Genomic DNA, 14,973 nt, shown 5'->3' with positions numbered 1-14,973 from the left:
GCCAGGGCAAGCGGGCGTGCGTTGATCTGAAGCTCTCCGGCACGTAGAATGCGATGCCTAGCCGAGCTAAGAAATGACTACGGGAGCGGGGGACTGCTCCCGTTTTTGCGCGCACGCTCCGGATCTATCGCTGATGCCGTCCGCCCTGTTGGCCCTGGAAGATGGTTCCCTGTTCTACGGGGAGTCCATCGGCATTCCCGGGGAGGCCGTCGGGGAAGTGGTGTTCAACACCGCGATGACGGGGTATCAGGAGATACTGACGGACCCTTCTTACTACAAGCAGCTCGTCACCCTGACGTACCCCCACATCGGCAACACCGGGGCGAACCCGGAGGACATGGAGGCCGAGCGGGCTTACGCGGCGGGCCTCATCATCCGCGACCTGCCTCCGCGCGCGAGCAACTTCCGCGCGACCGAGTCCTTGACCGACTTTCTCCTGCGCCATCGCCTCGTCGCCATCGCCGGCATCGACACACGACGCCTGACGCGGCTGCTTCGGGACAAGGGCGCCCAGAACGGATGCCTGCTCGCGGCGGGCAAGAGCCAGAAGCTCGACAGGAAAGCGGCTGTCGAGCGAGCGCGGGCCTTTCCCGGCTTGAAGGGCATGGATCTCGCGAAAGTCGTTTCCACGAAGAAACCCTACGCGTGGGAGGCGGGCGGCTGGGCGCTGGGCGAAGGTTTCGTTCGCGCGGCGGCGCCGCGGTTCCACGTCGTCGCATACGATTACGGCGTCAAGCGCAACATCCTGCGCATGCTCGTGGAGCGCGGCTGCCGGCTCACGATCGTCCCGGCGACCACGCCGGCGGCGGACGTGCTGCGGCTCGCGCCGGACGGCGTGTTCCTGTCCAACGGACCCGGCGACCCTGAGCCGTGCGCCTACGCCGTGGAGGCGATCCGCGCGATCGTCGATACCGGCGTTCCGGTCTTCGGGATCTGTCTCGGGCACCAGCTCCTCGGGCTCGCTTCGGGCGCGCGTACCATAAAGATGAAGTTCGGACATCACGGCGCAAACCACCCGGTGCTCGACATCGATACCGGGCGCGTGATGATCACGAGCCAGAACCACGGGTTCGCGGTCGACGAGTCCAGCCTGCCGGCGAACCTGCGCGTGACGCACCGCTCGCTCTTCGACGGCTCGATCCAGGGTCTCGAGCGCACCGATGCGCCGGCCTTCTGCTTTCAGGGTCACCCCGAGGCGAGCCCCGGCCCGCACGACATCCTGCCACTGTTCGACCGTTTCATGCGGCTCATGGAGAGCCGCGCCGCCGTGCCGGCGGTCGCCGAGACCGCGACCGCCTCCCGCGCATCACTTTAAGCAGACGAAGATCACCGGCATGCCCAAGCGCACGGACATCGAGAGCGTCCTGATCATCGGTGCGGGCCCGATCATCATCGGCCAAGGCTGCGAGTTCGACTATTCCGGGGCGCAGGCGTGCAAGGCGCTCAGGGAGGAAGGCTATCGGGTCATCCTGGTCAATTCGAACCCGGCCACGATCATGACCGACCCCGACATGGCCGACGCGACCTATATCGAGCCGATCACCTGGCCGACCATCGCGAAAATCATCGAGCACGAGCGGCCGGACGCGCTGCTGCCGACCATGGGCGGGCAGACGGCGCTCAACTGCGCGCTCGATCTCGCCCGCGAGGGCGTGCTCGAGCGCCACGGCGTGAAGATGATCGGCGCGACGCGCGAGGCGATCGACAAGGCCGAGGATCGCGAGCTCTTCAAGAAGGCGATGGAGCGCATCGGGCTCGCCACCGTGCGCGGTGCGATCGCGCACTCGCTCGAGGAGGCGATGCAGGTGCAGGCGATGATCGGCTATCCGGCGATCATCCGCCCGTCGTTCACCCTCGGCGGGTCGGGCGGCGGCATCGCCTACAACAGGGACGAGTTCATCGCCATCTGCGAGCGCGGGCTCGAGGCTTCGCCGACGAGCGAGCTGCTGATCGAGGAGTCGATCATCGGCTGGAAGGAGTACGAGATGGAGGTCGTGCGCGATTCCGCCGACAACTGCATCATCGTCTGCTCGATCGAGAACTTCGACCCGATGGGCGTGCACACGGGCGACTCGATTACCGTCGCGCCGGCGCAGACGCTGACGGACAAGGAATACCAGATCATGCGCGACGCCTCGATCGCGGTGCTGCGCGAAATCGGCGTCGACACCGGCGGCTCGAACGTGCAGTTCGCGATCGATCCGAGGGACGGGCGCATGATCGTGGTCGAGATGAATCCCCGCGTCAGCCGCTCGTCCGCGCTCGCGTCGAAGGCCACCGGCTTTCCCATCGCCAAGATCGCGGCGAAGCTGGCGGTGGGTTACACGCTCGACGAGCTCCGCAACGAGATCACGGGCGGCGTCACGCCCGCCTCCTTCGAGCCGACGCTCGATTACGTCGTCACGAAGATCCCGCGATTCACCTTCGAGAAGTTCCCGAAGGCCGATCCGACGCTCACGACCCAGATGAAGTCCGTGGGCGAGGCAATGGCCATCGGCCGGACTTTCCAGGAGTCGCTGCAGAAGGCCCTGCGCTCGCTCGAGATCGGCTCCTACGGGCTCGAGCCGAAGCTGGATCCGGCGCTTTCCCAGGAGGAGGTGAAGAAGCGGCTCACGCAGGGCCTGCGTGTCCCGGGTCCGGAGCGGGTGTGGTACCTCGCGGACGCTTTCCGCTTCGGCTGGAGCCTGGAGGAGATCCACGGCCTGTGCCGCATCGATCCCTGGTTTCTCGCGCAGGTCGAGGAGCTGGTTGCGATCGAAAGCGCGATTGCCCGAAAGGGCAAGCGCCGCCCGAGCGCCCAGGAGTTGCTGGCGTGGAAGCGCAAGGGCTTTTCGGACCGGCGGCTGTCCGAGCTCCTCGGCGTTCCCGAGGAGCGCGTGCGCAAGTGGCGCCACGAGGACAAGGTCCGTCCGGTCTACAAGCGGGTCGACTCCTGCGCCGCCGAGTTCGCCTCGACCACGGCGTACATGTACTCGACCTACGAAGAGGAATGCGAGGCGCAGCCCGACGACCGCAAGAAAATCATCGTGCTCGGCGGCGGTCCGAACCGTATCGGGCAGGGCATCGAGTTCGACTACTGCTGCGTGCACGCCTCGCTCGCGCTGCGCGAGGACGGCTACCAGACCATCATGGTCAACTGCAACCCGGAGACCGTCTCGACCGACTACGATACCTCCGACCGGCTGTACTTCGAGCCGCTGACGCACGAAGACGTCCTGGAGATCATCGATCTCGAGAAGCCGGCCGGCGTGATCGTGCAGTACGGCGGGCAGACGCCGCTCAAGCTCGCGAAGGGCCTGGAAGCGGCCGGTGCCCCGATCATCGGCACCACCCCCGACTCCATCGACGTGGCCGAGGACCGCGAGCGCTTCCAGAAGCTCATCAAGCGGCTCAAGCTCCTGCAACCGCCGAACGCGACCGCGCGCACGACCGAGGCCGCCGTGCGGCTGGCGGAGAGAATCGGCTATCCCCTCGTCGTGCGCCCGAGCTACGTGCTCGGCGGCCGTGCCATGGAGGTCGTGCACGCGCGCGAGGACCTCGAACGCTACATGCGCGAGGCGGTGCGTGTCTCCGAGGACTCGCCCGTGCTGCTCGATCGCTTTCTGTCCGATGCGACGGAAGTCGACGTCGACGCGGTGTCGGACGGCGAGCGGGTGGTGATCGGGGGCATCATGGAGCACATCGAGGAAGCGGGCGTGCATTCGGGCGACTCCGCCTGCTCGCTTCCCCCTTTCACGCTGTCTCGGAAGCTCCAGGAGGAACTGCGTCGTCAGACGGTTGCGATGGCCCGCGCGCTCAAGGTGGTCGGTCTCATGAACGTGCAGTTTGCGATCAAGGACGGCGAGATCTACGTGCTCGAGGTCAATCCGCGCGCCTCGCGCACGGTGCCTTACGTGTCGAAGGCCACCGGCCGGCCACTCGCCAAGGTCGCCGCCCGGTGCATGGTCGGCCGGAGTCTCCCGAGCCAGGGCGTCGCGGGCGAGGTCGTCCCTTCCTATTATTCGGTCAAGGAGGCGGTCTTCCCCTTCATCAAGTTCCCGGGGGTCGACACCGTGCTGGGGCCCGAGATGAAATCGACCGGGGAGGTGATGGGAGTGGGACGAACCTTCGGCGAGGCCTTTTCGAAGTCCCAGATCGCCGCCGGCGCCGAGATACCGCGGAGCGGCCGGCTGTTCGTCAGCGTGCGCGATGCCGACCAGCAGGGGATCGTCGAGATCGTCCGGTATTTCAGCACCAACGGTTTCGACATCCTGGCCACGCGGGGCACGGCGGCCGTGCTCGAGGCAGCCGGGATCGCGGTCCGGACCGTGAACAAGGTGTCCGAGGGCCGCCCGCACGTCGTCGACATGATCATGAACGACGAGGTGGATATAATCATCAACACGATATCCGACAAGCAGAGCCTCGAGGATTCCTACCTGATCCGGCGACAGGCCCTGCAGCACAAGGTCACCAACTACACCACCCTGGCGGCGGCCCGGGCCGCGTGCGAAGCGCACGGCCAGATGCGTGAGCTCAGCGTCAACCGCCTCCAGGACCTGCACAGGGAGATCCACGCGTGAACAAGGTCCCGATGACCGTTGCCGGCGCGGAAAAGCTGAAGGCCGAGCTCAACCGGCTCAAGAGCGTCGAGCGCCCGCGCATCATCCAGGCGATCGCGGAGGCGCGGGCGCACGGGGACCTCTCGGAGAACGCGGAATACCACGCGGCCAAGGAGCAGCAGGGCTTCATCGAAGGCCGGATCAAGGAGCTCGAGCACAAGCTGGCCCACGCCCAGGTGATCGACCCGACCACCGTCCGGGCGAACGGCAAGGTCGTCTTCGGCGCCACGCTCGACCTCATGGACGAGCACAACGGCCAGCAGGTGACCTACCAGATCGTCGGCGACCACGAAGCCGACATCACGGCGGGGAAGATATCGGTGAGCTCGCCGATCGCCCGGGCGCTGATCGGCAAGGAGCAGGGCGATGTCGTCGACGTGCAGGTGCCCGGCGGGCAACGCCAGTACGAGATCCTCGATATCCGGTACGTGTGAGCACGGGCCCGGCCGCCTCACGAGGGCCGGAGACAGGAAGCGAGGCATATCCTTGGTCCCGATCCGCTCGGCCTGTTCGCCAACGGCGTGCATCCGCGTTTGTCCGAGCCTCTCTTCCCGGGCCCTGGTCGCCTGATGCCGCGCACCAAGAGCAGCCGCGCCTGGCTCGATCGCCAGCACAAGGACCCGTTCGTCAAGCGGGCCCGGAAGGAAGGCGCGCGCTCGCGGGCGATCTACAAGCTCGAGGAGATCGACCGGCGCGACCGCCTGTTCCGGGCGGGGATGGTCGTCGTCGATTTGGGTGCGGCACCGGGTGGATGGTCCGAGTACGCCGTGCGACGTGTCCTGCCGGGCGGCCGCGTGGTCGCCCTCGATCTGCTGCCGATGGCCGAGATTCCCGGTGTCGAGTTCATCCAGGGCGATTTCGCAGACGCCGCGGTGCTAGACTCGCTGAAGGAGCGGCTCGGCGGGCAGCGCGTCGACCTTGTAATCAGCGACATGGCCCCCAATATCAGCGGGATAGCGGCGGCCGACCAGGCGCGCAGCATGGGGCTGTCGGAACTCGCACTGGATTTTGCGGACCAAGCCCTGCGTGCCGGGGGTGACCTGCTGCTGAAAACCTTTCAGGGCGAGGGGTTTAAGGAGCTGCACCAGCAGATGCTGAGGCGTTTCGAACGAGTCCTGACGCGCAAGCCGAAGGCCTCACGCGGCGAGAGCCGAGAGGTTTATCTGCTGGGTCGGGGCCGTCGCCCCTGATGTTCCACGCCGGGGTGCGGCGCGATGTCGCGGATGCGCGGCGGGCAGCGTCATTGTTCCGGCGGTGGGCGCGTAGCAGAATAGGCGGACGCGCGCTCTTTTCGGAAACTCGTTGTTTCTCTCGTAGAGGTCGGCTTTGAACAATCTCACCAAGAATCTCCTGCTCTGGCTCGTCATCGCCATCGTGCTGATGTCGGTCTTCAACAACTTCGGCAGCCGGCAGACGACCGCCCGACCGATCGAGTACTCGACCTTCATCAACAAGGTGAAGTCCGGCGAAGTGGAGCGGGTGACCATCCAGGGCCGCCAGGTCACGGGCCACTACAAGAACAACGAGCAGTTCAGTACCTACAGTCCGGAGACCGACAACCGTGCGCTGGTGGGCGACCTCCTGAGCGCGGGCGTCGTGATCGACGCGCGGCCGCCCGACGAGCAGTCGCTGCTGCTCACGATCTTCATCAACTGGTTCCCGCTGCTGCTGCTCGTCGGCGTCTGGATCTTCTTCATGCGCCAGATGCAGGGCGGTGTCGGCGGGCGCGGCGCGATGAGCTTCGGGAAGAGCAAGGCGCGCATGCTCACCGAGGAGCAGAACAAGACGACGTTCGAGGACGTGGCCGGCGTCGAGGAGGCCAAGGAAGAGGTCCAGGAGCTCGTCGAGTTCCTGCGCGACCCGTCCAAGTTCCAGAAACTCGGCGGCCGGATCCCGAAGGGCGTGCTGATGACCGGCAACCCCGGTACCGGCAAGACCCTGCTCGCCAAGGCGATCGCGGGGGAGGCCAAGGTGCCCTTTTTCTCGATCTCGGGCTCCGACTTCGTCGAGATGTTCGTCGGCGTCGGCGCCTCGCGCGTGCGCGACATGTTCGAGCAGGCGAAGAAGCACGCGCCGTGCATTATCTTCATCGACGAGATCGACGCCGTCGGCCGCCAGCGCGGCGCGGGCCTCGGCGGCGGGCACGACGAGCGCGAGCAGACGCTGAACCAGCTGCTCGTCGAGATGGACGGCTTCGAGGGCAGCGAGGGCATCATCGTCATCGCCGCCACCAACCGGCCGGACGTGCTCGATCCGGCGCTGCTTCGCCCGGGTCGCTTCGACCGGCACGTGTACGTGCCGCTCCCTGACATCCGGGGGCGCGAGCAGATCCTCAAGGTGCACATGCGCAAGGTGCCGATGTCGGACGACGTCGACGCGAACATCATCGCGCGCGGCACACCCGGCTTCTCGGGAGCCGACCTGGCCAACCTCGTGAACGAAGCGGCGCTCTTCGCCGCGCGCGCGAGCAAGCGCCTGGTCGACATGGACGATTTCGAGAAGGCGAAGGACAAGATCATCATGGGCGCGGAGCGCCGCTCCATCGTGATGCCCGAGAAGGAGCGGATGAACACCGCCTACCACGAATCGGGCCACGCGGTGGTCGCGAAGATGCTGCCCCACACCGACCCGGTCCACAAGGTCACGATCATCCCGCGCGGGCGGGCGCTGGGCGTGACCATGCAGCTCCCGACGGAAGATCGTTTCAGCCACGATCGGGAAAGCCTGCTCTCGACGATTGCCGTGCTCATGGGCGGGCGCATCGCCGAGGAGGTCTTCATGCACCAGATGACCACCGGGGCGGCGAACGACTTCGAGCGGGCGACCGAAATCGCGCGCAACATGGTCATGCGCTGGGGGATGTCGGACGCGCTCGGGACCCGGGTGTACGGGGAGAACCAGAGCGAGGTTTTCCTCGGGCGGGACGTCATGACCCACAAGAACATGAGCGACTCGGTCGCGGAGGCCGTGGACAAGGAAATCCGCCGCATCGTCGACGAGCAGTACGCGCGCGCGCGGGCGATCATCGAGGAGAGTCGCGAGAAGATCGAGAAGATGGCCAAGGCGCTGCTCGAGTGGGAGACGCTCGACTCGGAGCAGATCGAGGACATCATGGCCGGGCGCGAGCCGCGGCCCCCAGAGGGCACGAACACACCGGGCGGCGACGCCGAGGGCAAGAAGAAGCCCCGGAGCAAGCCCCGCATCAAGCCGCGCTTCGACACCCCGGGCGCCAGCACGGGTTGAGCGCATGATCCTCGACTGCGGGGGGCGGGCGCTCGACCTCTCCCGCACCGCGGTCATGGGCATACTGAACGTCACCCCCGATTCCTTCTCGGACGGGGGTGTTTTTTTTGGCCCGGACGCGGCCCTTGCCCGGGCGAGTCAAATGGTCGAAGAGGGTGCCGATATCCTGGACATCGGCGGGGAGTCGACACGGCCCGGTGCCCGCCAGGTGTCGGCGCAGGAAGAGATCGAGCGCGTGGTGCCGGTGATCGAGGCGTGCGCGAGGGAGCTCCCCGTGCCGATCTCGGTAGACACGTCGAAGCCGGAGGTCATGCGCGCGGCGGTGGCGGCCGGGGCCGGTGCCATAAATGATGTGCGGGCACTTCGGCTCCCCGGCGCACTCCAGGCGGCGGCCGACCTCCGGGTACCCGTGTGCCTGATGCACATGCAGGGCGAACCCGCCACCATGCAGGTCGACCCGCGCTACGCGGACGTCGTCCGGGAGGTCCGGGAGTTCCTGGTCTCCCGCATCGAGGCGGCCGAGCGCGCGGGCATCCCCCGCACGCGCGTGCTCGTCGACCCGGGCTTCGGCTTCGGCAAGACGGTCGAGCATAATCTAGACTTACTGCGAAACCTCGGGGAACTGCGGCGACTGGGTGTCCCGCTCCTGGTCGGGCTCTCCCGCAAGTCGATGATCGGCAAGTTGCTGGGCCTGCCCGTCGAAAAGCGGCTGTATCCCGGCATCGCGCTGGCGCTCATGGCCGTGTCGAACGGCGCGCGCGTCCTCCGGGTGCACGATGTCGCGCCGACCGTCCAGGCGGTGCGGATGCTCGAGGCGGTCTATCCACAGAACAACGACGGGGCAGTAGCGACATGAAGAAGCGCAAGTACTTCGGCACCGACGGCATCCGCGGCCGCGTGGGCGAGGAACCGATCACGCCGGAGCTCGTCCTCAAGCTCGGGTGGGCGGCAGGGAGGGTGCTCGGCCGCAAGGGCAACGATCCGGGAAAGATCGTGATCGGCAAGGACACGCGGGTGTCCGGGTACCTCCTCGAATCGGCCCTCGAGTCGGGCCTCTCGGCAGCCGGCATCGACATCCGTCTGCTCGGACCCATGCCGACGCCCGGCATCGCTTACCTTACGCGCACATCGCGCGCACGCGCCGGGATCGTCATCTCGGCGTCCCACAACCCGTACGACGACAACGGCATCAAGTTCTTCTCCTCGGAGGGAACGAAGCTTCCCGACGACGTCGAGCTCGCGATCGAAGAGGCGATGCAGGAGCCGCTCAAGACGGTGTCCTCTGCCAAGCTCGGCAAGGCAAAGCGCTACGACGATGCCGGCGGACGGTACATCGAGTTCTGCAAGAGCACGTTCCCGCACCGCCTTTCGCTCGACGGGCTGAAGATCGTGGTCGATTGCGCGAACGGCGCCGCCTACAACGTCGCGCCGCACGTCTTCAGCGAGCTCGGGGCGGAGGTCATCGCGATCGCCACCGAGCCGGACGGCTTCAACATCAATCGCGACTGCGGCTCGACGCATCCGGAAACGCTTGCCCGCGCCGTGCTCGAGGCGAAGGCCGACGTCGGGGTCGCCCTGGACGGCGACGGAGACCGCGTCGTGATGGTCGACGCCACCGGTGCGGTCGTGGACGGCGATCAGCTGCTCTACGTCATCGCGCTCGACCGGCTCAGGAACGGGCAGTTCCGGGGCGGTCTCGTCGGCACGCTCATGAGCAACTTCGGCCTGGAGCTTGCCTGCCGTCAGCTCGGAATCCCCTTCGTACGCGCGGCGGTCGGCGATCGCTACGTCATGGGCGCGCTGGTGGAAAACGGCTGGGACCTGGGCGGCGAGACGTCGGGGCACATCATCTGCCTCGACATGTTGACGACCGGCGACGGAATCATCGCGGCGCTGCAGGTCCTGTCGGCGGCGGTGCGCGCGGGCAAGCCGCTGGCGGAGCTGCGCTCGGGCATGGACGTCTACCCGCAGCACATGGTGAACGTGCGCACCACGCGGCGGTTCGACCTCAACGCCTCGACACTCGTGCAGGGCGCGGTCAAGGAGGTCGAGCGCGAGCTTGCCGGCCGCGGCCGCGTGGTTCTGCGCGCTTCGGGCACCGAGCCGGTCATTCGCGTGATGGTCGAGGGCGCCGACATGCGTCTGGTCGAGCGACTGTCCCATCAGCTCGCCGACACCGTGCGGCGGGCGGCCGAGCAGGCGGCGTAGGCGGGCGGTCCTCGCGCTCGATTCCCGCCCGCGGTGCCGTTCGCGCCGCACCTCGCTCATTGCTTTCTGCCCCCCCGGCCGGTAACATCGCGCCCGTTTTTCGGGGCTCCCGGGAGGGTCGATGTCGGAACGCCGGCCGCTGGTCGCAGGCAACTGGAAAATGCACGGTACACGCGCCGAAGCGGCCGCGCTGGTCGACGGCATCGTGCGCGGTTTGCGACCGAATGCCGCGGCCGAAGTGCTCGTCTGCCCGCCTTTCGTCCTGATCCCGCTCGTGGCCGAGAAGCTCGGAGGCACGAAGGTGGGTTGGGGCGGTCAAAATCTCGACCCGCATGCGTCGGGGGCCTACACGGGCGAGGTGTCCGGCCCCATGCTCCGGGATCTGGGCTGCACCTACGTGATCGTCGGCCATTCCGAGCGGCGCGCCTATTACGGTGAGAGCGACGAAATCGTCGCGGACAAGTTCGGCGCGGCGCAGGCTGCCGGTCTTACCCCGATTCTGTGCGTCGGCGAGACGCTCGAGGAGCGCGAGTCGAACCGCACCGAGACCGTCGTCGCGCGTCAGCTCGATGCCGTCATGGGCAAGCACGGCGTCGACGGACTGGCCCGCGCCGTCATCGCCTACGAGCCCGTCTGGGCGATCGGTACCGGGCGCACGGCGACCCCCGACCAGGCGCAGGAGGTGCATGCGTTCATCCGGGGCAGGATCAGGTCGCGGAACGCCGGCATCGGCGGGAAAATCCGCATTCTGTACGGCGGCAGCGTGAAAGGCGGCAACGCCGCGGAGCTCTTCCGGCAGCCGGACATCGACGGCGGGCTCATCGGCGGCGCGTCGCTCAAGGCCGACGAGTTCCTCGCCATCTGCCACGCCGCCTAGGAGCGAGCATGCGCGAGCTGATCATCGTCATCGACATCCTCGCCGGCCTCGGGCTGATCGTGCTCGTGCTGTTGCAGCAGGGCAAGGGCGCGGACATGGGTGCGGCGTTCGGCAGCGGCGCGTCGGCCACGTTGTTCGGCAGCCGCGGCACCGCGAACTTTCTCACGCGCACGACGGCGGTTCTGGCCACCGTTTTCTTCGTCGCGAATCTTGCGCTCGCGTATCTCGCGTCGAGCCCTTCGGAGCCCGCCAGCGTGACGCGCGAGATCGCGCCGTCCGCGCCCGCGGCTCCGCCTGCCGGCACGCCGTCGGTGCCGCAACCGCCGCCCGCAGCGCCGTCGGTGCCCGACGTTCCGAAGTAGTTCTTCGCGCCCGCGGGCAAACGTGTTTTAATTTTCTCTCACCGCCGAAGTGGTGAAATTGGTAGACACGCCGTCTTGAGGGGGCGGTGGCGCAAGCCGTGTGGGTTCGAGTCCCACCTTCGGCACCAGCAGTCCTGAAGCTCGCGCGCGTGGGTTGGTGCGAGTCTCGTCTCCGCGGCGATCGCTCATAGGCTGCGCTTATAGGGTCACAAGCGTTAAAGCCTTGATGCCGCAAGCATTAAAGCCCTTTGTTGTCTTGACTTTTGGAAAACCGGCGGCCTAGACTCGCGGGCATTTTGCGATTCACCGGTTGAACCACGAGCGCGGGGCTCGATGCTGCAGAACTACGTGCCGATCCTGATCTTCATGCTGGTCGCCCTCGGCCTCGGCGTCGTCATGATCAGTCTCGGCCGGTTCCTCGGTCCCCACAAGCCGGATCCCAGAAAGCTGTCCCCGTACGAGTGCGGCTTCGAGGCGTTCGAGGACACGCGCATGAAGTTCGACGTGCGCTACTACCTCGTGGCGATCCTCTTCATCATTTTCGATCTCGAGATCGCCTTTCTGTTTCCGTGGGCAACGGTCCTGGACGACATTGGCATGTTCGGGTTCCTGTCGATGATGCTCTTCCTCGGCATTCTGGTGGTCGGCTTCATCTACGAGTGGAAGAAGGGCGCTCTGGAATGGGAGTGAACGTGCTCGACACCACGGCGTTCGGCGCGCGCTCTCCGGTCACCACCGACCAGGCGGGCGGGGTGCAGAAGGGCTGGGTTACGACGACCGCGGACAAGCTCATCAACGCGGCGCGCACCGGTTCGCTGTGGCCCATGACCTTCGGTCTCGCCTGCTGCGCTGTCGAAATGATGCACGCCGCGGCCGCGCGCTACGACATGGACCGGTTCGGGATGATCTTCCGTCCGAGCCCCCGTCAGTCGGACGTGATGATCGTCGCCGGCACGCTGGTGAACAAGATGGCGCCGGCGCTGCGCAAGGTCTACGACCAGATGGCAGAGCCGCGCTGGGTGGTGTCGATGGGCTCGTGCGCCAACGGCGGCGGGTATTATCACTATTCCTACTCGGTGGTGCGCGGTTGCGACCGGATCGTCCCGGTAGACGTCTACGTTCCGGGCTGTCCGCCCACCGCGGAGGCCCTGCTTTACGGGATTCTGCAGCTTCAGAACAAGATCCGGCGCACGCACACCATCGCGCGCTGATAACCCGGACTTCGACGCCGAATGACTGACTCGCTTCAGCCGCTCGCCGCCCACGCGACCGAAAAACTCGCCGGCGCCGTCCTGAAAGCCATCGAGGCCCGCGGTGAGCTGACGCTCGAGGTGCGTCGCGAAGACATCCTGTCCGCGTGCCGCCTGCTTCGCGACGATCCGGCGTTCCGGTTCGAGCAGCTCATCGACCTCTGCGGAATCGATTATGCCACCTACCGCGCCGAATCGCCGGAAGGCCCGCGCCCGGGCCCGCGGTTTGCGGTCGTCTACCACCTGCTCTCCCTCAAGCACAATCGCCGGCTCCGGCTTCGCGCGTTCCTCGAGGACGATTTCCCCCGCATCGATTCCGTGCTCGACGTCTGGAGCGCCGCCGACTGGTACGAGCGTGAAGCGTACGACCTCTACGGCATCGTGTTCGAGGGGCATCCCGACCTGCGGCGGATCCTGACCGATTACGGCTTCATCGGGCATCCGTTCCGGAAGGACTTCCCTCTCGTGGGGCACGTCGAGATGCGCTACGACGAGGAGAAGCAGCGCGTGGTGTACCAGCCGGTCACCATCGAGAATCGCGTGCTCGTGCCGCGCGTGATCCGCGACGAAGGCTTCGCGCGTGGCTGAGATCCGCAACTACACGATGAATTTCGGCCCGCAGCACCCCGCGGCCCACGGCGTGCTGCGCCTCGTCATGGAGCTCGACGGCGAGGTGATCCAGCGCGTCGACGCGCACATCGGGCTGCTGCACCGGGCGACCGAAAAGCTCGCCGAGTACAAGCCGTTCAACCAGTCCATCGGCTACATGGACCGCCTCGACTACGTCTCCATGATGTGCAACGAGCACGCGTACGTGAACGCCATCGAGAAGCTGCTCGGTCTCGAGGTGCCGGTGCGCGCGCAGTACATCCGGGTGATGTTCGACGAGCTCACGCGCATCCTGAACCATCTGCTGTGGCTCGGTACGCATGCGCTCGACATCGGCGCGATGACGGTGTTCCTCTACTGCTTCCGCGAGCGCGAAGACCTGTTCGACTGCTACGAGGCCGTGTCCGGCGCGCGCATGCACGCGACGTATTACCGCCCGGGCGGCGTCTACCGCGATCTTCCCGAGGCCATGCCGAAGTACCAGCCCTCGAAGTGGCACGACGAGAAGGAGACGGAACGCCGTAACAGCAACCGCGAAGGCTCGCTCCTCGATTTCATCTGGGACTTCACCGAGCGCTTCCCCGGCTACGTCGACGAGTACGAGACGCTGCTGACCGATAATCGCATCTGGAAGCAGCGCACGGTCGGCATCGGTGTCGTCTCTCCCGAGCGCGCGCTCGCCCTCGGCTTCACCGGGCCGATGCTGCGCGGCAGCGGCATCGAGTGGGACCTGCGGAAAAAGCAGCCGTACGAGGTCTACGATCGGGTCGATTTCGACATCCCGGTGGGCGTGAACGGCGACTGCTACGACCGGTACCTGGTGCGCATCGAGGAGATGCGCCAGAGCAACCGGATCGTCCGCCAGTGCGTCGAGTGGCTGCGGCGCAACCCGGGCCCCGTGATGGTCGCGAACCACAAGGTCGCTCCGCCGTCACGGGAGGAGATGAAGGCGGACATGGAAGCGCTGATCCACCACTTCAAGCTCTTTACGGAAGGGTATTGCGCACCGGAGGGCGAGGTGTATGCGGCGGTCGAGGCGCCCAAGGGCGAGTTCGGCATCTACCTCGTCTCGGACGGGGCGAACAAGCCCTATCGGGTGAAGATCCGCGCGCCGGGCTTCGCGCACCTCGCGGCGCTCGACGAGATGACGCGCGGGCACATGATCGCGGATCTCGTGGCCGTGATCGGCACGCAGGACATCGTGTTCGGGGAGATCGACCGCTGATGGGCGCGAACCCGAGCCTCGGAAAGGCGGACCTTCTCTCGGCGGCCGCGAAGGCGGAGATCGACCGCTGGACCGCCAAGTTCCCCCCGGAACGACGCCGGGCGGCCGCCCTCGCGGCGCTCACGATCGTCCAGAATGAGAACCGTGGCTGGCTCACGCCCGACCTGATTGAGGCCGTGGCCGAGTACCTGGACATGCCCCCGGTGGCGGCCATGGAAGTGGCAACGTTCTACAGCCTCTACGATCACGCGCCGGTCGGACGACACAAGATCTACGTCTGCAACAGCATTTCCTGCTGGCTCTGCGGTTCCGAGCGCATCATCGAGCACCTCGAGAAGAAGTTCGGGGTGAAGCTCGGCCAGACGTCGCCCGACGGCAGATTCACCTTGAAGGCTTCCGAGTGCCTTGCCGCCTGCGGCGGGGGGCCGATGTTCATGATCGACGGGCGCTACTACGAGAACCTTACGCCCGAAAAGGTCGACGAGATCCTCGGGGGGTTCGAATGACCGCGACGGAGGAGCGCGAAGGCGGGATGCGGTCCACCGCGGCATCCTCGCCCCGATCCCTTTCCCGGTTGCGGGAGAGGGAAGTCGGAGAA

Annotated in this window: 14 protein-coding genes and 1 tRNA gene; all 15 read left to right on the top strand. The window is 66.6% G+C overall.

What is annotated here, in order from left to right:
• The first annotated feature begins 133 nt into the window (after positions 1-133).
• Positions 134-1,315, top strand: coding sequence for a glutamine-hydrolyzing carbamoyl-phosphate synthase small subunit (gene carA / locus SVA_RS11940; RefSeq protein ID WP_231971788.1), 1,182 nt, complete (start codon positions 134-136; stop codon positions 1,313-1,315).
• 19 nt (positions 1,316-1,334) lie between these two features.
• On the top strand, positions 1,335-4,562 hold the full coding sequence (carB, locus tag SVA_RS11935; protein ID WP_096461436.1) for a carbamoyl-phosphate synthase large subunit: 3,228 nt from the start codon (positions 1,335-1,337) through the stop codon (positions 4,560-4,562).
• Positions 4,559-5,035 (top strand): transcription elongation factor GreA, encoded by a 477-nt coding sequence (gene greA / locus SVA_RS11930; protein ID WP_096461435.1) that lies wholly within the window; start codon positions 4,559-4,561, stop codon positions 5,033-5,035. Before carB ends, greA begins: the two co-directional genes overlap by 4 nt.
• A gap of 135 nt (positions 5,036-5,170) precedes the next feature.
• On the top strand, positions 5,171-5,791 hold the full coding sequence (locus SVA_RS11925) for an RlmE family RNA methyltransferase (RefSeq protein ID WP_096461434.1): 621 nt from the start codon (positions 5,171-5,173) through the stop codon (positions 5,789-5,791).
• A gap of 136 nt (positions 5,792-5,927) precedes the next feature.
• On the top strand, positions 5,928-7,844 hold the full coding sequence (ftsH, locus tag SVA_RS11920) for an ATP-dependent zinc metalloprotease FtsH (RefSeq protein ID WP_096461433.1): 1,917 nt from the start codon (positions 5,928-5,930) through the stop codon (positions 7,842-7,844).
• A 4-nt stretch (positions 7,845-7,848) separates the two neighbouring features.
• On the top strand, positions 7,849-8,700 hold the full coding sequence (gene folP, locus SVA_RS11915) for a dihydropteroate synthase (protein ID WP_096461432.1): 852 nt from the start codon (positions 7,849-7,851) through the stop codon (positions 8,698-8,700).
• Positions 8,697-10,052 carry a phosphoglucosamine mutase gene (gene glmM, locus SVA_RS11910; RefSeq protein WP_096461431.1) on the top strand — a complete coding sequence of 452 codons (1,356 nt, stop codon included), beginning with the start codon at positions 8,697-8,699 and terminating at the stop codon, positions 10,050-10,052. The genes folP and glmM overlap by 4 nt, the downstream gene beginning before the upstream one ends.
• A 121-nt stretch (positions 10,053-10,173) precedes the next feature.
• Entirely contained in the window at positions 10,174-10,929 is a 756-nt protein-coding gene (gene tpiA / locus SVA_RS11905; protein ID WP_096461430.1) for a triose-phosphate isomerase, read from the top strand.
• 8 nt (positions 10,930-10,937) lie between these two features.
• Complete coding sequence (secG, locus tag SVA_RS11900) at positions 10,938-11,291, top strand: preprotein translocase subunit SecG (RefSeq protein ID WP_096461429.1); 354 nt, start codon at positions 10,938-10,940, stop codon at positions 11,289-11,291.
• A gap of 43 nt (positions 11,292-11,334) precedes the next feature.
• Positions 11,335-11,419, top strand: a tRNA-Leu gene (locus tag SVA_RS11895).
• 205 nt (positions 11,420-11,624) lie between these two features.
• Positions 11,625-11,981: an NADH-quinone oxidoreductase subunit A gene (locus SVA_RS11890; protein ID WP_096461428.1), complete on the top strand. Its 357-nt coding sequence runs from the start codon at positions 11,625-11,627 to the stop codon at positions 11,979-11,981.
• Positions 11,972-12,502, top strand: a complete 531-nt coding sequence (locus SVA_RS11885) for a NuoB/complex I 20 kDa subunit family protein (protein ID WP_197703181.1) — start codon at positions 11,972-11,974, stop codon at positions 12,500-12,502. Before SVA_RS11890 ends, SVA_RS11885 begins: the two co-directional genes overlap by 10 nt.
• Before the next feature lie 21 nt (positions 12,503-12,523).
• Positions 12,524-13,129: an NADH-quinone oxidoreductase subunit C gene (locus SVA_RS11880; protein ID WP_096461427.1), complete on the top strand. Its 606-nt coding sequence runs from the start codon at positions 12,524-12,526 to the stop codon at positions 13,127-13,129.
• Complete coding sequence (locus SVA_RS11875) at positions 13,122-14,375, top strand: NADH-quinone oxidoreductase subunit D (RefSeq protein ID WP_096461426.1); 1,254 nt, start codon at positions 13,122-13,124, stop codon at positions 14,373-14,375. Before SVA_RS11880 ends, SVA_RS11875 begins: the two co-directional genes overlap by 8 nt.
• On the top strand, positions 14,375-14,881 hold the full coding sequence (gene nuoE / locus SVA_RS11870) for an NADH-quinone oxidoreductase subunit NuoE (protein ID WP_096461425.1): 507 nt from the start codon (positions 14,375-14,377) through the stop codon (positions 14,879-14,881). The genes SVA_RS11875 and nuoE overlap by 1 nt, the downstream gene beginning before the upstream one ends.
• The last annotated feature ends 92 nt before the right edge of the window (positions 14,882-14,973 follow it).

Source organism: Sulfurifustis variabilis (assembly GCF_002355415.1).
GTDB lineage: Bacteria > Pseudomonadota > Gammaproteobacteria > Acidiferrobacterales > Sulfurifustaceae > Sulfurifustis > Sulfurifustis variabilis.
The sequence above is the reverse complement of the archived record's forward strand: the minus strand, read 5'-3'. Positions and strand labels throughout refer to the sequence as shown.

Coding starts and splice junctions, on each gene's coding strand:
- folP (WP_096461432.1), top strand. CDS start 7,849: ATGATCCTCGACTGCGGGGGGCGGGCGCTCGACCTCTCCCGCACCGCG.
- SVA_RS11885 (WP_197703181.1), top strand. CDS start 11,972: ATGGGAGTGAACGTGCTCGACACCACGGCGTTCGGCGCGCGCTCTCCG.
- carA (WP_231971788.1), top strand. CDS start 134: ATGCCGTCCGCCCTGTTGGCCCTGGAAGATGGTTCCCTGTTCTACGGG.
- SVA_RS11925 (WP_096461434.1), top strand. CDS start 5,171: ATGCCGCGCACCAAGAGCAGCCGCGCCTGGCTCGATCGCCAGCACAAG.
- carB (WP_096461436.1), top strand. CDS start 1,335: ATGCCCAAGCGCACGGACATCGAGAGCGTCCTGATCATCGGTGCGGGC.
- glmM (WP_096461431.1), top strand. CDS start 8,697: ATGAAGAAGCGCAAGTACTTCGGCACCGACGGCATCCGCGGCCGCGTG.
- SVA_RS11890 (WP_096461428.1), top strand. CDS start 11,625: ATGCTGCAGAACTACGTGCCGATCCTGATCTTCATGCTGGTCGCCCTC.
- tpiA (WP_096461430.1), top strand. CDS start 10,174: ATGTCGGAACGCCGGCCGCTGGTCGCAGGCAACTGGAAAATGCACGGT.
- nuoE (WP_096461425.1), top strand. CDS start 14,375: ATGGGCGCGAACCCGAGCCTCGGAAAGGCGGACCTTCTCTCGGCGGCC.
- secG (WP_096461429.1), top strand. CDS start 10,938: ATGCGCGAGCTGATCATCGTCATCGACATCCTCGCCGGCCTCGGGCTG.
- SVA_RS11880 (WP_096461427.1), top strand. CDS start 12,524: ATGACTGACTCGCTTCAGCCGCTCGCCGCCCACGCGACCGAAAAACTC.